This window comes from Photorhabdus sp. P32 (genome assembly GCF_038085095.1).
GTDB classification, from domain to species: Bacteria; Pseudomonadota; Gammaproteobacteria; order Enterobacterales; family Enterobacteriaceae; genus Photorhabdus; species Photorhabdus luminescens.
Map to the genome: position 1 here is coordinate 1 of NZ_JAZGJN010000256.1, position 18164 is coordinate 18164.

General features: G+C 44.5%; 15 protein-coding genes. 9 read left to right on the forward strand and 6 right to left on the reverse strand.

The genetic code is table 11. The features are described 5' to 3' along the window. Both V2H77_RS10440 and lrp read right to left on the reverse strand, forming a co-directional pair. Positions 1 to 1926: DNA translocase FtsK 4TM domain-containing protein (locus V2H77_RS10440; RefSeq protein WP_341498726.1), on the reverse strand; the 1926-nt coding region annotated here is incomplete at its 3' end. Between the two features lie 130 nt (positions 1927 to 2056). Further along, positions 2057 to 2551: a leucine-responsive transcriptional regulator Lrp gene (gene lrp / locus V2H77_RS10445; RefSeq protein ID WP_011145896.1), complete on the reverse strand. Its 495-nt coding sequence runs from the start codon at positions 2549 to 2551 to the stop codon at positions 2057 to 2059. A 498-nt stretch (positions 2552 to 3049) separates the two neighbouring features. Between lrp and trxB the strand changes: the two genes are divergently transcribed. The 5 genes from trxB (at position 3050) to infA (ending at position 8738) form a co-directional block, all read left to right on the forward strand. Next, positions 3050 to 4009: a thioredoxin-disulfide reductase gene (gene trxB / locus V2H77_RS10450; protein WP_341498727.1), complete on the forward strand. Its 960-nt coding sequence runs from the start codon at positions 3050 to 3052 to the stop codon at positions 4007 to 4009. A gap of 134 nt (positions 4010 to 4143) precedes the next feature. After that, the gene (cydD, locus tag V2H77_RS10455; protein ID WP_341498728.1) at positions 4144 to 5913 is read left to right on the forward strand and encodes a heme ABC transporter permease/ATP-binding protein CydD; all 1770 of its coding nucleotides are present in this window, start codon (positions 4144 to 4146) and stop codon (positions 5911 to 5913) included. Positions 5914 to 5915: 2 nt separating this feature from the next. Then, the gene (cydC, locus tag V2H77_RS10460) at positions 5916 to 7664 is read left to right on the forward strand and encodes a heme ABC transporter ATP-binding protein/permease CydC (protein WP_341498729.1); all 1749 of its coding nucleotides are present in this window, start codon (positions 5916 to 5918) and stop codon (positions 7662 to 7664) included. Positions 7665 to 7670: 6 nt separating this feature from the next. After that, positions 7671 to 8363 (forward strand): leucyl/phenylalanyl-tRNA--protein transferase, encoded by a 693-nt coding sequence (gene aat, locus V2H77_RS10465; protein WP_341498730.1) that lies wholly within the window; start codon positions 7671 to 7673, stop codon positions 8361 to 8363. Positions 8364 to 8519: 156 nt separating this feature from the next. Beyond that, positions 8520 to 8738, forward strand: a complete 219-nt coding sequence (gene infA / locus V2H77_RS10470) for a translation initiation factor IF-1 (RefSeq protein WP_002211347.1) — start codon at positions 8520 to 8522, stop codon at positions 8736 to 8738. An 83-nt stretch (positions 8739 to 8821) separates the two neighbouring features. Here the strand turns inward: infA and clpA are convergent, their stop codons facing one another. Continuing rightward, a complete protein-coding gene (gene clpA, locus V2H77_RS10475; RefSeq protein ID WP_341498731.1) occupies positions 8822 to 11098 on the reverse strand; it encodes an ATP-dependent Clp protease ATP-binding subunit ClpA in 2277 nt (758 codons plus the stop codon). A gap of 31 nt (positions 11099 to 11129) precedes the next feature. Continuing rightward, complete coding sequence (gene clpS / locus V2H77_RS10480; RefSeq protein WP_341498732.1) at positions 11130 to 11450, reverse strand: ATP-dependent Clp protease adapter ClpS; 321 nt, start codon at positions 11448 to 11450, stop codon at positions 11130 to 11132. Between the two features lie 343 nt (positions 11451 to 11793). Here clpS and cspD point away from each other — a divergent pair, with 343 nt between their 5' ends. Beyond that, positions 11794 to 12015, forward strand: coding sequence for a cold shock-like protein CspD (cspD, locus tag V2H77_RS10485; protein WP_036814644.1), 222 nt, complete (start codon positions 11794 to 11796; stop codon positions 12013 to 12015). Between the two features lie 83 nt (positions 12016 to 12098). Here cspD and macB read toward each other — a convergent pair whose 3' ends face one another. After that, positions 12099 to 14042, reverse strand: coding sequence for a macrolide ABC transporter ATP-binding protein/permease MacB (gene macB / locus V2H77_RS10490; protein WP_341498733.1), 1944 nt, complete (start codon positions 14040 to 14042; stop codon positions 12099 to 12101). Beyond that, positions 14042 to 15157 carry a macrolide transporter subunit MacA gene (gene macA, locus V2H77_RS10495; RefSeq protein WP_341498734.1) on the reverse strand — a complete coding sequence of 372 codons (1116 nt, stop codon included), beginning with the start codon at positions 15155 to 15157 and terminating at the stop codon, positions 14042 to 14044. Before macA ends, macB begins: the two co-directional genes overlap by 1 nt. Before the next feature lie 314 nt (positions 15158 to 15471). Between macA and V2H77_RS10500 the strand changes: the two genes are divergently transcribed. From V2H77_RS10500 to artJ, 3 genes are all read left to right on the forward strand, one after another. Then, entirely contained in the window at positions 15472 to 16371 is a 900-nt protein-coding gene (locus V2H77_RS10500) for a lysine exporter LysO family protein (protein WP_341498735.1), read from the forward strand. Positions 16372 to 16676: 305 nt separating this feature from the next. Beyond that, complete coding sequence (artP, locus tag V2H77_RS10505) at positions 16677 to 17405, forward strand: arginine ABC transporter ATP-binding protein ArtP (protein ID WP_341498736.1); 729 nt, start codon at positions 16677 to 16679, stop codon at positions 17403 to 17405. A 19-nt stretch (positions 17406 to 17424) separates the two neighbouring features. Then, positions 17425 to 18159 (forward strand): arginine ABC transporter substrate-binding protein, encoded by a 735-nt coding sequence (gene artJ, locus V2H77_RS10510; RefSeq protein WP_341498737.1) that lies wholly within the window; start codon positions 17425 to 17427, stop codon positions 18157 to 18159. Positions 18160 to 18164: the final 5 nt, after the last annotated feature.

The window sequence follows — 18164 nt, forward strand, 5'->3', positions numbered from 1 at the left end:
CTGCACAAGGTCAAACATATCAACGGGTTCCTCTTCCGCGAGAGGACTGGTTAACAGATCGAGCGAAGGCATCGGCGTCGTTGGTTTTGGCAATGGTTGATCGTTACGAACCAAAAACGGATGGAATAAGCTATCTTGCTGCGGTTGCTGCGGTTGCTGCGGTTGCTGCGGTTGCTGCGGTTGCTGCGGTTGCTGCGGTTGCTGTACAACATTGTGTACGGATGCTGGCGCAAAAGCAATTTCTGTGGGCCGTTCTGATCGATTTTCCGGCGCTGATTGAACAGAAGGCATAAACAGCGGTTCTGCCGGCTCTTTTTTAACTAAATCTTCAACCGGTGAGAAGTTATTCAAAATCGATAAACTCTCCAGAGCAGAGAACTCTTTTTCCTCTTGGTGATTTTGGTCCTGATAACGTTTATGTTGCGGCTGCTCAACGGCCTGTTTAACAATCTCTGCTCCTGTTTGAGGCCGATTTTCCGTCTCAAATGGGTTCTGGCTTACATGAGGCTGGATTGAAGCCTGTTTTTCTGTATCCACCGTAATACGATAACGCTCACGCTGTTGTGCAAGAAATTGTTGACGCAGCAACGCTTCTTGCTGCTTATCAGACTCAACATCATCACCCGATCCGTCTACTTGTTGTTTGACCTCCTCTTCACGCTGTTGTTCTGCAAGACGTTGTGAGGGAACTTTGATGCCATACAGTTCACGGCGGGTTGGAATACGGACAGGATTAGGACGAGGTAGTTCTGGCCCGATTCCTTGTTTAACCTGTGAGTTACCCGTTATAACCGTTGCAGCGGTTGCTGCTATAACATTTTTTTGCTCTGTACTTTTTGGCTCTGTTTCAGGCATAAAAGTGAAAGTGTCACTGCCATTCTGGCGATTTCCGACGGGTTCAAATGTTGGCGTCGCTTCACGATTAAATTCAGATATAGGCTCAAAATGGTACTCAGCAGGAGTTTCAAACACATAACGAATAGGTTCGTCGTTATTCTTTTCACTCTCTTCCATTAATGACTGAGGCCGAACTATATCATCAGAGGTATTGAGCTGAATTTCCGGTTCAACAACAATATCAGCCATATTTATGGTGGGAATGTCCGTTGGCTGTTCTTGTTCGATTTCTGCTTTCACCGATTCTGGTTCGTCCAGTTCAGTTTTTGCTAACTCTGCGGCTGAAGGTGCGGTAAATAACACATCATCATGATCAATATCGAGCGCTGTGAATTCAGATTCTGTTTTATCATCGGCAAGATTTTCCCGCTCAATAGCCGTTTCTTCGTATGGCGTATATTCCTGTTCATGACGACTACGATTGGTAATAAATCCTATTGCTCCCAGAATCACTGCCCCTGTTTTTTCAGCAATCGTTAACCATGACCAGCCAGTAAATAACGTAAATCCAATTGCCCAAATACACAACAATACCAAAGTTGCGCCCAATTCATTAAACCAAGGCAACATCGCACTACTAAACAGACTGCCAATAATACCGCCGGAAGCAAAGTAATGGAGATCGTCAACATTCAGCGCCGCTAATCCACATGAAGTTAAGATGATTGCCAATGCGCCAATAACGCGCAAAGCCAGCGCAAAGAAATCGACATACTCTCGGTCATCATGTTGCCTAAAAGCACTCCAGCAACCCAACATCATCACGGGGGGGATAGCGTAAGCTAGAATACCAAACGCAGAAAATAGCGTATCGGCCAGCCATGCGCCAACACTCCCTCCCAAATTATGCACCGGCTCATGCCATGCAGTCTGAGACCAACTGGGATCAGAAGGGTTAAAACTGACAAGCGCGACCATCAGATAAGCCGCTAAGATAACAATGACAAGCAACACAGCTTCTAACAACCTGCGCCCACTATTCAGTCTCTTTAACTTAATATTTTTATCTTCTGTATATTCCTGGCTCAAGAAAGGCTCTCCAGGTTTCCTGTTGATTTAACGGAACAACGCCGAGATAGCTCAGCGTTGAAACTGTATGCATAAACAGGAGTGTACCTAAGTTTTTCCAGTTTTGCACCTGTACATTTTTGGTAAGATTTTAGCGCGTCTTAATGACCAGACGGTTGCTCTGCTTAACTTCTTCCATTACAACATATGTGCGGGTGTCATTAACACCTGGCAAACGCAACAAAGTTTCGCCTAGCAACTTACGATAAGCTGACATGTCTGGCACGCGGGTTTTCAATAGATAGTCGAAATCACCGGAAACCAAGTGACATTCCTGAATCTCTTCCAATTTTTGTACAGCAGCATTGAATTGTTCAAAAACATCTGGAGCGCCACGGTTTAAAGTAATTTCAACAAATACCAGCAAAGATGCATCCAAATAGTGAGGATTCAGCAATGCCGTGTATCCAGTAATAAACCCTTGACGTTCCAGACGACGAACACGCTCCAGGCACGGGGTTGGAGACAAACCTACCCGTTTAGACAGTTCTACGTTAGAAATTCGCCCATCTTTTTGTAGCTCATTTAGGATATTACGATCTATGCGATCAAGATCTTTTCCCGGACGTTTTTTATTATCTATCATCTTGTTGATCTCTCTTTATTTTCCTACACCCATAACATTTTCCCCTATCTCTCTAAGTTTGAGTTGGAAAAGATGTCTTAAAGTTAAAGCCTCGCTCTATCAGCGTAAAGCAGCTCACAGGCCATTTTTTAATGCTACACAAAAGAGGATTATCCACATGTCGATTTTTATAGAAACGAATTTAGCGAGGTGGATAATTATCTCTTACAGTGATGTTTTCGCAAATGCACAGCCGATTGTCAAAGTAAATGAGCAAAAATCAGAACAACCTGTGGAACAAATTTTCAGTTAATCGTTTCGATAGTCTACTATTAATTGAAAACGAGCAAATGATATCCAAACAGCACTAAAAGAACACTTTTCTCAGGTTAAAGTCATTATTAGTTAATATCTATCGGTAAAATCGTTAGTAACATGAGTCTTTTAGCTTTTTTTACCCTCCTATTTCTCCTACAATCGCTCGATATTCGATTAGGTGATAAATGGAATGAGGTATTTATGAGCACCGCCAAACACCACAAACTCATTATTCTTGGCTCCGGTCCAGCAGGCTATACTGCCGCGGTTTACGCTGCCCGAGCAAATTTAAATCCGGTTCTTATTACCGGGGTTGAAAGAGGCGGTCAGTTGACTACAACCACCGAGGTCGAAAACTGGCCTGGCGATCCGGAAGGTCTGACCGGCCCTGGGTTAATGGAACGCATGCACCAACATGCTGAAAAATTCCAAACCGAAATCATTTCTGACCATATTCAAAAAGTCGATCTGCAAAGCCGGCCTTTACGCCTTTATGGTGATGAACAAGAATATACCTGTGACGCACTGATTATCGCAACAGGCGCTTCTGCTCGTTATTTAGGTTTACCTTCTGAAGAGGCATTCAAAGGTCGTGGTATTTCAGCCTGTGCAACCTGTGATGGCTTCTTTTATCGTAACCAGAAAGTCGCCGTTGTCGGCGGCGGTAATACCGCCGTAGAAGAAGCCTTATATCTGGCAAATATTGCAGCGGAAGTCCACCTCATTCATCGCCGTGATACTTTCCGTTCAGAGAAGATCCTAATCGGTCGCCTGATGGATAAAGTCAAAAATGGCAATATCATCCTGCACACCGATCGTATTCTGGATGAAGTACTTGGTGATAATATGGGCGTTACTGGTGTTCGCCTACGCGATACCAAAAGCGGCGCTACAGAAGAATTGGCTGTTACCGGCACATTCATTGCTATCGGCCATACTCCCAATACTGCTATCTTTGCAGGCCAATTAGAACTGGATAATGGTTACATCAAAGTTCAATCCGGTTTGCAGGGTAACGCCACTCAGACTTCAATTCCCGGTGTATTCGCCGCCGGCGACGTCATGGACCATACCTACCGCCAGGCAATTACGTCCGCCGGTACAGGTTGTATGGCAGCCCTTGACGCAGAACGTTTTCTGGATGGGCTAGCCGATAAATAAATTCTTTTTCTTTCAAGGCGCTATTTCGGTAGCGCCTTTTAACATGTAACATATCAGCAGGATGCTGACACATAGGATATGTCCAGCCTTTTGGTACACCATACCCTCACCTGCTAGATTAGAATTTTTTTTCTATGGACAAAATAAGACAGTATGAATTGGTTCGCTGGCTGAAACAGCAAAGTGCCCCGGCCCAACGCTGGCTCCGCCTGTCCATGTTACTCGGCTTAATCAGTGGATTGTTGATTATCACTCAAGCCTGGTTACTAGCCTCAATTCTGCAAGCTTTAATCATGGATAACCTTTCGCGTGAGCACATTTCGAACGAATTTTGGTTGCTAGCAGCCGCCTTTGCGCTACGGGCAATCATCAGCGCTATTCGGGAACGGATCGGTTTCATCTGTGGTAAAGTCGTGCGTCAGAAAATCCGCGCTATGGTATTGGATAAGCTTGAGCAACTTGGCCCAGTGTGGGTTAAAGGTAAACCAGCCGGTAGCTGGGCAACCATTATTATTGAGCAGATAGAAAATATGCAGGATTATTATTCCCGCTATCTGCCGCAGATGTCTCTTGCCGTCATGATCCCTATTCTTATCCTGCTCACCCTATTCCCTGTTAACTGGGCTGCCGGGCTAATTCTATTCGCGACTGCTCCGCTGATTCCCTTGTTTATGGCACTGGTTGGTTTAGGCGCCGCAGACGCTAATCGGCGTAATTTTGTCGCGCTAAGCCGGTTAAGCGGTAATTTCCTGGATCGGCTACGTGGGCTGGAAACGTTGCGCCTGTTTTATCGCGGCAAGGCAGAAGCACAACAAATCAGCGAATCCACCGAAAACTTCCGTCTTAGGACGATGGAAGTGCTGAGGTTAGCATTCCTTTCTTCCGCGGTACTGGAATTCTTTGCTGCCATCTCTATTGCTATTGTCGCTGTCTATTTTGGTTTCTCCTATCTGGGGGAACTTAATTTTGGCAGTTATGGGATGGGCGTTACCCTGTTTGCCGGTTTTCTGGTGTTAACCCTTGCCCCGGAATTTTTCCAGCCATTACGCGATCTGGGTACTTATTATCACGCTAAAGCACAGGCGGTTGGCGCCGCAGAAGCGTTAGTGACTTTATTGAGCAGTGATGGCGAACATGCGCCTGCCGGCGGTGATAAGACGCTAAATACCCAAGATTCATTGACCATCATTGCTAATGATCTGGAAATTTTGGCCCACGATGGCAACCGGCTTGCTGGCCCATTGAATTTTACTATAGAGAAAAATCAACGGGCGGCATTAGTTGGCCCAAGCGGAGCAGGTAAAAGTTCCCTCTTGAATTTACTGTTAGGGTTCCTGCCCTATCGTGGCTCAATACAAATTAATGGCGTTGAGTTGCGCGAGTTGGATCTACAGAGATGGCGTAATCAACTGAGTTGGGTTGGGCAAAATCCACATCTGCCTGAGCAGACTTTGCTTGATAATATTCGCCTGAACCAACCTAATGCCAATCAACAGCAAATCCATCAGGTTATGGAACAAGCATATGTCACCGAATTCATTCATGGTTTACCCGATGGGCTGAATACTATCATCGGTGATAATGCTGCACGATTATCCGTTGGTCAGGCCCAACGTATCGCTGTTGCCCGTGCCCTATTGAAACCCTGCCAGTTATTATTACTGGATGAGCCTGCCGCCAGTCTGGACGCACATAGCGAACAACGGGTTATGGAAACACTCAATCAGGCATCTCATCATCAGACAACCCTGTTAGTTACCCACCAATTGGAAGAAACGCTGGAATATGATCAGATTTTGGTCATGGAAAAAGGGTTAATTATCGAACAGGGAGATTACCAGACGTTAAGCCAATCTCAAGGGGTATTCACCCGTCTGTTATCCCATCGAAGTAAGGAGCTGTAATCATGCAGGTATTGCTTCCTTTTCTGGCGCTCTATCGCCGTCATTGGTTTCTTATCAGTTTAGGCATGGTTCTGGCTGTTGTTACACTACTCGCCAGTATAAGTTTATTGACCCTCTCTGGCTGGTTCCTTGCAGGCACAGCACTAGCAGGTCTTGCCGGTTATACATTCAACTATATGCTACCGGCTGCGGGTGTCCGAGGCTCTGCCATTCTTCGAACTGCCGGGCGCTATGCTGAACGGTTGGTTAGCCATGACGCCACTTTCCGGGTACTGGCGCATTTACGAGTTTTTGCTTTTCAGAAAATTTTGCCGCTTTCACCGGGAGGAATAGCTCGTTTTCGTCAAGGCGAATTATTAAACCGGTTAGTCGCTGATGTTGAAACATTGGATCACCTCTATTTACGGGTGATTTCACCCATATTATCAGCTTTTATCGTTATCATAGTTCTCACTTTCGGCCTTGGTTTTCTGGATTTCACATTAGCCTATACCCTTGGCGGTATTATGCTGGCTCTGTTGATCCTGCTGCCATTGGTATTTTATAACGCAGGTAAATCCGTCGGCCGCGATCTGACTATTCTGCGAGGCCAATACCGCACTCAACTCACCGCAGCGTTGCAAGGGCAAGCCGAATTGATGGTGTTCGGCGCTGTCGGTCGTTTTCGCAAGTCAATGGCCGATATTGAGTCACATTGGTTACGGCGCCAACAACAACAAGCTAACCTGACTGGTTTGTCACAGGCAATCATGATTTTCGCCACCGGTATGACTGTCACATTGATCTTATGGCTGGCAGCTAACGGCGTAGGGGGAAACAACCAACCAGGGGCATTAATCGCACTGTTTGTCTTCTGTTCTCTTGCCGCGTTTGAGAGTCTGGGCCCTGTCACGGTTGCATTCCAACATCTGGGGCAAGTCATTACCTCTGCAACCCGTGTTTCTCAATTGATGCAACAAGAACCGGAAGTAACGTTTCCTACATCAGGGCCGGAAGGTTCGACACAAGCTAATATTGATATCAAAAATATCAGTTTCACTTATCCTGATCAGCCAATGGCTGTTCTGAAAAATGTTTCTCTCTGCCTGAAAGCGGGAGAGCATATTGCGCTGTTAGGAAAAACCGGTTGTGGTAAATCTACCTTGCTGCAATTACTGACCCGCGCTTGGGATGTTGATTCAGGCACAATCTGTCTGAATCAATATCCCATTAGCGCTTATGACGAATCAACTCTGCGCAGTATGATATCGGTTGTTTCACAACGTGTGCATGTGTTCAGTCATACTTTGCGCCAGAATTTATTACTAGCAAAACCAAATGCAACCGATGATGAACTGGAAACTGTGCTGAAACAGGTGGGTTTAAGCAACCTACTGGAAACCGATGAGGGGCTAAACTGCTGGATGGGCGAAGGTGGCCGTCAGTTGTCAGGTGGTGAACAGCGTCGCTTGGGCATTGCCAGAACGTTACTGCACTCGGCGCCGCTGATGTTACTGGATGAACCTACTGAAGGGCTCGATGCGGACACTGAACAGCAAATTCTGTCTCTACTGCGTCAGCACTGTCAGCATAAGTCATTAATTATTGTCACCCACCGCCTGTACGGGCTTGATCATATGGATCGTATTTACGTCATGGATAACGGCACCATTATTGAACAAGGTCAACATGATGAATTACTGACTCAGCAAGGTCGCTATTATCAGTTTCATCAACGGCAACATCAAATTCGCCTTGAACCGGAGCAGTAACACACGATGCCAATAACTCAACTGGATACTAATTCATATGATTTCCCTCACCCCAAAGAGGCATTAACCGAGCCTAATGGCCTACTAGCGGTAGGAGGGGATTTATCTGCTAAACGATTAAATGCGGCTTACCATCAAGGCATTTTCCCTTGGTTTTTACCCAGTGAAGTGCCACTTTGGTGGTCCCCCGACCCACGTGCGGTAATCATTCCGGGTGAATTGCATATCGGCCGAACATTACGTCGGTTTCTGCGCAATCACCCATACCGTATTACGGTGAATTATGCCTTTGAACAGGTGGTTTATTTCTGCGCTCAACGGCATGAAGGAACATGGATAGGCCGGGATATCCAACAAGGTTATCAGAAATTACATCAGGCAGGACAAGCGCATTCAATAGAAGTCTGGCACGATGAACGGATTGTTGGTGGTTTGTACGGTGTTAGCGTTGGTACACTATTCTGCGGTGAGTCTATGTTTAGCAGAATGGAAAATGCATCCAAATGCGCACTCATCGCCTTCTATCACCATTTTCTGCGACACGGTGGTAAACTATTGGACTGTCAAGTGCTTAACCATCACACAGCATCACTAGGCGCAAAAGAGATCCCCAGGGAGGAGTTTATTCAGTATCTTTATCAATTCAGAAATCGGTCATTAAGACTCGGTTGCTGGTCACAACAAGTACTGGAATTATAATCAACATTTGACCGATTCATGTTGATCATAACGTAAATATCACCATGCACCATTTGCAAAATAGCGGGTTAAAATACAACATTCCTTTACATAATGCGGGTTTTTCGGCATTATCTTGCCCGTTAAAAACGATGGTTATTAAACTTAGAGGATTAGATGGCCAAAGAAGACAATATTGAAATGCAAGGTACCGTGCTAGACACGCTACCAAACACTATGTTCCGCGTTGAGTTAGAAAACGGGCACGTAGTCACTGCTCACATCTCAGGTAAAATGCGTAAAAACTACATCCGCATCCTGACAGGCGACAAGGTTACAGTTGAGCTGACCCCATATGACCTGAGCAAAGGCCGTATCGTCTTCCGTAGCCGCTGATTCATTACCGTTTTCAGGTATTACACCACAGGTAGCAACTTTGTATTTAACAACGTTGTATTCACCTGTGGTGTTGCTCCTTATTAGTGCACTACATCTTCCGGCTTCTGCTTATAGGCACTGCTGAAATCGTAAGTCAGTACGCGTTTTACCTTATCCAGGCCAATACTTACCGAGCCACCGTGAACTAATGAGCCGAACAGGAGTTCATTTGCCAACGGTTTTTTCAAGCTATCTTGAATAACCCGCGCCATTGGACGAGCACCCATTGCTTTATCATAGCCTTTATCACATAACCATTGACGAGCATCCGCGCTGACCTCCAGCGAAACGCCTTTTTCATCCAATTGTGCCTGCAAGGCGACAATGAACTTATCAACTACCTGTTGAATAACCTCGATAGAAAGCGTATTAAACCAGATGATGCCATCAAGACGGTTACGGAATTCCGGTGTAAACACTTTCTTAATCTCTTCCATTGCATCAGAGCTGTTATCCTGCTGCTTAAATCCAATGGATTTGCGCTGCGTTTCACGTACCCCCGCATTCGTTGTCATGACTAAAATGACGTTACGAAAATCCGCTTTGCGACCGTTATTATCAGTCAGAGTACCGTTATCCATGACTTGCAATAACAGGTTAAATACATCTGGATGTGCTTTTTCAATCTCATCAAGCAGCAATACTGAATGAGGATGTTTAATCACAGCATCAGTAAGCAACCCTCCTTGATCAAAACCAACATATCCCGGCGGCGCGCCAATTAAACGACTTACTGTATGGCGCTCCATATATTCTGACATATCAAAACGCAATAATTTGATATTCAGCACCTTAGCAAGCTGTACGGTGACTTCCGTTTTCCCCACGCCTGTCGGACCTGCAAGTAGGAAAGAACCCACCGGTTTATTATCCTGACCCAATCCTGCACGACTCATCTTAATGGCTTCGGTCAATGCCGCAATCGCAGTATCCTGACCGAATACCAACATTTTCAGCCGCTCATCCAGTGTTCTTAGAACATCTTTATCACTGGCAGAAACAGTTTTTTCAGGAATACGAGCAATCCGAGCAACAACAAATTCAATATCCGACACATTAATCGTTTTTTTACGACGACTAATCGGCACCAGACGGGTACGCGCCCCGGCTTCATCAATCACGTCGAGCGCCTTATCCGGCAAGTGGCGATCAGTAATGTATTTCACTGATAAGTCAACCGCAGCACGGATAGCTTTCGTGGTATAACGTACATCATGGTGCGCTTCATATTTCGGCCGCAACCCTTTAATAATCTGTATCGTCTCTTCGGGTGAAGGCTCAACAATATCAATCTTCTGAAAACGACGCGCTAACGCCCGATCTTTTTCAAAAATATTACTGAATTCATGATAAGTCGTAGAACCAATCACTCTGATACGTCCACTAGATAACAATGGCTTAATCAGATTAGCTGCATCTACCTGCCCCCCTGACGCGGCGCCCGCGCCGATAATGGTATGAATTTCATCTATAAATAGAATACTTTTCTTATCCTGCTCAAGGGTTTTTAATAATGCTTTGAAGCGCTTCTCAAAATCACCACGATATTTAGTTCCCGCCAGCAATGAACCAATATCCAGCGAATAAATCGTACAATCAGCCATCACTTCCGGTACATCTTTTTGCACAATCCGCCATGCCAGTCCTTCTGCAATGGCTGTCTTACCGACCCCCGACTCTCCGACCAACAATGGGTTGTTTTTCCGACGACGACACAATACCTGGATTGTTCTTTCCAACTCATCCTGACGGCCAATCAATGGATCAATCTGCCCTCTTTGAGCAAGCTGATTCAGATTAGTTGTAAAATTTTCTAACCGATCCTCACCTGTAGAGTGCTCTTCCGCAGATTGCGCGCCTGTCTCCTGATGATCCGATTCAGTGTCCTCTTTTTGAGTTCCGTGAGAAATGAAATTAACCACATCCAGACGACTAACATCATGTTTACGCAACAAATAAGCAGCCTGAGACTCCTGTTCGCTAAAGATAGCCACCAGCACATTAGCGCCAGAAACTTCTGAACGCCCAGAGGATTGAACATGAAATACCGCGCGCTGAAGAACACGTTGAAAACTCAACGTCGGCTGAGTCTCTCGTTCATCATTTTCAGGTAACAACGGTGTCGTTTGTGAAATAAAATTCTCCAGCTCCTTACGCAATTGAGCCAGATTGACCTTGCAGGCTTCCAATGCTTCACGCGCTGATGAATTACTTAACAACGCCAGCAATAGGTGCTCCACAGTCATAAACTCGTGTCTGTTATCCCGTGCTTTAGCAAAGGCAATATTAAGACTAAGTTCAAGCTCTTGGTTGAGCATAGGCACCTCCCCCTAAAATCAGTATACCTGGTCAGATTTTTTCCAGCGTACAAAGTAATGGATGCCCGTGCTCCCTGGCATACATATTTACCTGAGCCGCTTTAGTTTCTGCCACCTCAGCAGTATAAACCCCACAAACAGCCTTCCCTTGATAGTGGACATCCAACATTAACTGCGTTGCCCGTTCAATATCATAAGAAAAGAACTTTCGTAATACGTCAACTACAAACTCCATCGGAGTGTAATCATCATTGTTAAGAATAACCCTATACATTGACGGCGGCTGCAATTTTTGCTGTCGTTCATTCTTAACGGATTCCTTAATTTTCAAACTGTTATGATACTCGTTCATTATTTTCCCAACAGGATTAATCTCTAACGCCAGCCACTGCCAGCAAACAAATTATATTGCCATTTATCTTATCATTCTCTGGGCAACTCCTTTTACCATAGACTATTCCCCTATGAAAACTTGGCATAAAAGTGAATGAACGAAACTCATATCGTTATCTATATCAAACTTTAGTCATTCAAAACAACCAGACATTTGTTCTGTGCTTGACGAGAATTTGATTTTTACTACAGTATGTTTTGTGAACAAACATAGATAATGTCACTGTTTACATGTGATTGTTTACGACTGTTATATTAATGGCTCATCTCAACCGAAATTATTAAACGAGGGATGTAGAAGTATGGAGACAGGTACTGTTAAGTGGTTCAATAATGCTAAGGGCTTTGGGTTTATTTGCCCGGCAAGCGGCGGAGAAGATATATTCGCTCATTACTCAACCATTCAGATGGACGGTTACCGGACACTGAAAGCGGGTCAGAAAGTGAATTTCAGCGTTCACCAAGGCCCAAAGGGAAATCATGCCAGTATTATTGTTCCCCTTGAAAACGAACCCAAAGGCTAAATAGCCTGGCCTGTGGGTTATAACCAGGTATTATTCACACGCCGCTGGTCATTACCAGCGGCGTAACGTTATTTCATTGCCGCTTATTCTCTTGCCAACGCTTCTATCGGATCAAGGCGAGCAGCATTACGGGCCGGTAGAAACCCAAATATCACGCCAATTGCGGTAGAACAGGCGAAAGCGCTGAGTAAGGCTATGGGCTGGAAAACAAAATGCCAACCGGGCAGCGCCAGTTGAGCAATCAATGCAATCGTATAAGAGAGTACAATGCCCAAAACACCGCCAACCAGACAAACCAAAATAGCCTCTATCAGAAACTGCTGCATCACATCGCTGGTTCTGGCGCCTACTGCCATACGGATACCGATCTCTCTTGTACGTTCAGTCACTGAAACTAACATAATGTTCATAACGCCAATACCGCCAACTATCAGTGAAATTACCGCCACCATCGTCAAAAACAGTTGTAAAGTATGGGCCGTTTTTTCCGCCGCTTTTACCATCAGGTCCACGTTATAGGTGAAAACATCCTTTTTCCCGTGGCGCAAAGTGAGCAATTGAACAATCTTCTTTTCGATATCCTTAGAGTTATAACCATCCTTTATTCTGACAGTAATTGAATCCAAATAATTTCGATTCATCAGACGGCTGGTCATTGTGCTATGAGGCAACCAGACATGTAATGATTTGCTACTGCCAAACGTCGCTCTCTTATCAGATACCACTCCCACAATTGTGGCCGGCATATTACCCACCAGGATCACCTCCCCAATCACATTTTTCTGGTGAGGAAACAGCTTACGCTGAGTATTGTCATCAATAACCACAACTTGCCCCTGACGGCGTATCATATCCAATGAGAATCCCATTCCTTGGGCAAAACGCAGAGCATAAACCTGAAAAAACTCATCGCCAACGCCAGTCACTCTCGAAGCAACATCAATGTTCCCTTTACGAAGGCGCATTTGTCCCTCAATTTCTGGTGAAACCGCCAGAATATAGGGCTGCGCTTTAATCGCGTCTGAATCCTCTATTTTCAGTGCTTGCATACTGACCGGATCATCAAGGCCAAAATCTTCTCCTGGATAAATATCAATAGTATTCGTCGCAATCTCTTTAATATCGGATAACACCGATGCCCTAGCCGCATCTCCGATAACCAAAATAGTCACGACAGAAGCAATACCAATGATAATCCCCAACATAGTCAGCAAAGTTCGCATCTTGTTGGCAATCATCGCCCGCCAGGCCATGAATAAAGCTTCATTAAACCGCCCAAAGGTCTGGCGTATCGACGATATTTTTGATGTTAACGATGGAGTTTGAGTGACTTTTCTACTTATTCGTGTGCCGGAGTCACTCATAATGTGACCATCTTTGATCTCAATAATCCTCTGTGCCTGCGCCGCAATTTTCGGATCATGAGTGACAATAATGACGGTATGCCCTTGTTCACACAGTTGTTTGAGGATTGCCATCACCTCTTCGCCGGAATGGCTATCCAACGCGCCGGTGGGTTCGTCAGCCAAAATAACCTGACCACCATTCATCAACGCCCTGGCGATACTGACCCTCTGCTGCTGTCCACCAGAGAGCTGCCCCGGCTGATAGTAGATTCGCTCTTCAAGCCCTAAACGACCAAGCAACTCTATGGCTCTCTGACGACGTGCTGCCTTAGCGGCTCCCGCGTAAATAGCAGGAATTTCCACATTCTGTTCAGCAGTTAAATGAGTCAGTAAATGATAACGCTGAAAAATAAAGCCAAAATGTTCCCGTCTCAGTGCTGCTAGTTGATCATTATTCAGTTCAGCAACATTCTGTCCCGCGACCCGATATTCACCATTACTGGGTTGATCAAGACAACCAAGAATATTCATCAGTGTCGATTTACCCGAGCCTGACGCACCGATAATCGCAACCATCTCACCGGCGTAAATAGACAAAGTGATATCATCCAATACTTTTACCTGTTGCTCACCTGCGGGATAACTGCGCTCTATACCTTTCAGCTCAAGTAACGCATTCATTACTCACCCTCTGCTTCATCACTACGACCAGTAATCACCTGCTCATGTTCTTTCAGACCAGACAGAATTTGTACATTCACATCATTGCGCACGCCAATGGTCACTTCCCGTTTCTCTTCTTTATCGCCATTCAGGATATCCACCTCATAGCGGGTTGGCGTAATCTGTTTACCCAGAGCAGAGATAGGAACCATTAACACATCACGATGGGAATCGAGTTGAATTTTCACTTGGGCAGTCATTTGCAAACGCAAAAGTTGTTGAGGATTAGCCACCTCAAAGCGGGCATAGAAGAAAATGGCATCATTAATCTTTTCCGGCGTCGGCAAAATATCTTTCAGCACCCCTGGAAAATTTTTATCCGGTGCGCCTAATACGGTAAAAGAAGCTTTCTGCCCCGGTTTCAGGTAAATAATATCCGCCTCTGATACTTCCGCTTTTACCAACATCGTGCCGAGATCAGCCAATGTCAAAATGGTCGGGGCTTCCTGCGCCGCAATGACCGTTTGTCCCTGAAGGGTTTTGATATTGACAACAATGCCATCCATTGGCGCAGTAATCCGAGTGTATTGCAAATTAGTTTGGGCAGTATCAAGGCTGGCTTGATTTTTACTGATTTGCGCCAATAAATTTTCTATCTTCGCTCTTTTCACTTCAACGTCTGTTTTAGCCTGATCCAATTCCTGGAGTGAAACCGCCTGCACTTTTGCCAGATTGTTTTGACGCTGTGACGTAAGCCGCGCCAATTTCAATTGTGCCCTAGCCTCTATCAGATCAGCTTTCAATTCTTTGATCGTCGCTTCAACTTCTTTGACTTCGTTTTGCGCCGGTTTAGGATCAATTAATGCCAGTAACTGACCTTTTGTCACCTTATCGCCCACTTCAACATACAAATTCTGCAACTGACCACTCACCTGCGCCCCAACATCTACTTTTCTGACCGCATCCAGTTTTCCCGTTGCCAGTACATTTTTTTCCAAATCGCCTTTAATAACAGAGACAGTCTGATATTTAATCGTTTCTGGTCCATGCAGAAAATACCCCAGAACCAATGTGATAACAGCCACAATAGCTAACAACACAACCCATCGACGCTTCGAGCGAATAAAATTCATTTAAATATCACCATATTAAGTATTGGATTTAGAGAAATAGTAAAAAACTTATTTCTTGCAATACCACGAAAACCAGGGATTTCCACTTATTCCAGATAGATACCGTTCTCTTTACATTTTACGCCCATTGAAAGTTATTAGTAACATACCCTCCTTAAGAATAAAAAATTCTTTGAGCAACAACAGACTTCCCTCTATCCTGGCTATTCTCTTAATGTAAAAAAATTGTTATCTTTTATCTTTATAGTCTTTACAACCGATTTTTATACTAAATTTGGATAAAAAAACGTTAACCGTTTTAAAGGATGTTAATTATGTACTCTGGGATGCTGATCATTCTTTTGCCGTTAACGCTAGGCTATCTTATTCATTTGAATAATAAAGCACTGTTAAATGCAGTTCATCACCTTCTTAACGCGATGGTCTATATCATCCTGTTTTTAATGGGAATCAGCCTGGCTTTGTTAGACGATTTAGGCCGTAACCTCTTCTCTATCTTTCAATACGCGATAACATTTTTTTTATGTATTTTTACGGCTAATATGCTGGCGTTATTTCTACTTGAAAGGCGCGATCCTTGGATTGTCAGCCCGCATAAACAGGAAAAACCACCTTCCCGTTTACATATGATTTTTGAATCACTGAAATTATGTGGCGTGCTGATTTTAGGTTTCCTATTTGGGCTTACTGGTTGGTCATGGCTGCACTTCTCCAATCATGCCAGTGAAATTGCCTTAATCGTTTTGTTGTTACTCGTCGGTATTCAATTACGTAACAGCAGTATGAGCCTGAAACAGATACTGCTAAACCGTCGTGGTACCATTATTGCGGTTGTCATTGCTATCAGCGCGCTTATCGGCGGTGCTATCGCAGCACTTATTCTCGGGCTGCCAATGAAAACAGGTTTAGCGTTAGCTTCTGGTTACGGCTGGTATTCCCTTTCTGGCATCTTACTTTCCGACGCTTACGGGCCGGTAATCGGCAGTGCCGCATTCTTTAATGATCTGGTGCGCGAACTGGTGGCAATTATGCTAATTCCAGTTCTAATCAATCGATATCGCTCAAGCGCTATAGGATTAAGCGGCGCCACTTCGATGGATTTTACCTTGCCAGTATTACAACGGTGCGGAGGAGTCAGTATTGTTCCAGCAGCAATAGTTCACGGTTTTGTGCTGAGTTTGCTCGCCCCCTTACTGATGGCATTCTTTACTTAACCAGAATTTGAGCCACAATTAATACTTGATGCCATAAATAACGGTTCGAACGTTTCATGGTCATCAGTCGTCAGCAGCGGTTACTTATTCTCATGCTTACCTACATTGCGGCCTATTCATCTTTCTTCAGTATGGCAACAGAATAAATAAGCTTTTGCTGACAAATCGCACAAGGAGAAAATAGAACACGTTAATTAGGCATGTAATTGAAATATCAATTAATAATATTCTGTGCATAAGATGTTGCATAATTATGCTAACGGGTTTAGCATCGGATTAAATCACTGACTATTCAGAATTAAAGCATGAGTATTCAATTAAAAAGCATTGATTGCTATTACGGCGCCCATCAAGCGCTGTTTGATATTAATCTTGAGTGTTCTCCAGGGGAAACGATGGTTTTGTTAGGGCCAAGCGGCGCAGGTAAAAGTACGTTGTTGCGAGTATTAAACCTGCTGGAAATACCACGATCCGGCCAGTTACATATTGCTAATCATCAATTCGATTTCGAACAAACGCCAGGAACAAAGGAGATTCGTTCTCTACGCCAGAATGTAGGTATGGTCTTTCAGCAATATCATTTATGGCCCCACCTTACTGTTATGGATAACCTGATCGAAGCGCCTTGTCGCGTATTGAGTTTATCCAAGCAACAGGCACAGGAAAAAGCGAATAAGCTCCTTTCCCGTTTACGCTTAGATAATTTTGCCGGCCGCTTCCCACAACATTTATCTGGAGGGCAACAGCAACGAGTCGCTATCGCACGCGCATTAATGATGGAACCCCAGGTTTTATTATTTGATGAACCAACGGCAGCGCTGGACCCAGAAATCACAGCACAGGTTGTCAATATCATCCATGAATTATCAGCAACGGGCATTACGCAGATTATCGTTACCCATGAAGTGGAAATCGCCCGTAAGGCCGCAAGCCGTGTCGTATATATGGAAAACGGCCGCATTATAGAACAAGGTGATATCAACCATTTTACGCAACCACAAACCAAAGCCTTTGCTAATTATCTATCACACTAACTATTAATAGGATATAGCGATGAAAAAACTACTTTTTGCAGCCCTCTTAGGCACAGTAACTTTATCTGCAACCGCCACGGAAAAAGAGACCATTCGTTTTGCTACAGAAGCCACTTATCCTCCGTTTGAGTTCATTGATGAAAATAATAAAATTCAGGGTTTTGATGTCGATTTGGTCAATGCTCTCTGTGAGAAAATTAACGCCACATGTACCTTCACTAACCAATCCTTTGACAGCTTGATCCCCAGCCTGAAATTCCGCCGCTTCGACGCTTTAGCCGCCGGTATTGATGTCACCCCTGAGCGCCAAAAGCAGGTTGATTTTACTAACACTTATTACGACAACTCAGCGGTTTTTATCTCCGTTAAAGACAAAGTCTCTAACACCGCAGAGCTGAAAGGCAAACTTGTGGGTATTCAGAATGGGACAACTCATCAGAAATATCTGATGGAGCAACGAACAGAGATTAAAACCGTTCCTTATGACAGCTATCAAAATGCGATTCTGGATCTGAAAAATGGCCGTCTGGACGCCGTCTTCGGCGATACTGCCGTTGTTAACGAATGGCTGAAAAAGAATGAAAACTTAAATACCATCGGTAAAAAAGTCACTGACAAAAATTACTTTGGTATCGGCTTAGGTATTGCAGTGCGTAAAGGCAACAAAGATCTGCAAGATAAGCTGAATAAAGCACTCGCAGACATCAAACGAGATGGCACTTATGACATCATCTATAAAAAATGGTTTAAATAAGTCGC

Bases quoted from the DNA above. Each gene is read 5' to 3' on its own strand.
- cspD (WP_036814644.1), top strand. From the start codon at position 11,794: ATGGAGACAGGTACTGTTAAGTGGTTCAATAATGCTAAGGGCTTTGGG.
- artJ (WP_341498737.1), top strand. From the start codon at position 17,425: ATGAAAAAACTACTTTTTGCAGCCCTCTTAGGCACAGTAACTTTATCT.
- clpA (WP_341498731.1), bottom strand. From the start codon at position 11,098: ATGCTCAACCAAGAGCTTGAACTTAGTCTTAATATTGCCTTTGCTAAA.
- cydD (WP_341498728.1), top strand. From the start codon at position 4,144: ATGGACAAAATAAGACAGTATGAATTGGTTCGCTGGCTGAAACAGCAA.
- V2H77_RS10500 (WP_341498735.1), top strand. From the start codon at position 15,472: ATGTACTCTGGGATGCTGATCATTCTTTTGCCGTTAACGCTAGGCTAT.
- lrp (WP_011145896.1), bottom strand. From the start codon at position 2,551: ATGATAGATAATAAAAAACGTCCGGGAAAAGATCTTGATCGCATAGAT.
- cydC (WP_341498729.1), top strand. From the start codon at position 5,916: ATGCAGGTATTGCTTCCTTTTCTGGCGCTCTATCGCCGTCATTGGTTT.
- clpS (WP_341498732.1), bottom strand. From the start codon at position 11,450: ATGAACGAGTATCATAACAGTTTGAAAATTAAGGAATCCGTTAAGAAT.
- infA (WP_002211347.1), top strand. From the start codon at position 8,520: ATGGCCAAAGAAGACAATATTGAAATGCAAGGTACCGTGCTAGACACG.
- aat (WP_341498730.1), top strand. From the start codon at position 7,671: ATGCCAATAACTCAACTGGATACTAATTCATATGATTTCCCTCACCCC.
- macB (WP_341498733.1), bottom strand. From the start codon at position 14,042: ATGAATGCGTTACTTGAGCTGAAAGGTATAGAGCGCAGTTATCCCGCA.
- artP (WP_341498736.1), top strand. From the start codon at position 16,677: ATGAGTATTCAATTAAAAAGCATTGATTGCTATTACGGCGCCCATCAA.
- trxB (WP_341498727.1), top strand. From the start codon at position 3,050: ATGAGCACCGCCAAACACCACAAACTCATTATTCTTGGCTCCGGTCCA.
- macA (WP_341498734.1), bottom strand. From the start codon at position 15,157: ATGAATTTTATTCGCTCGAAGCGTCGATGGGTTGTGTTGTTAGCTATT.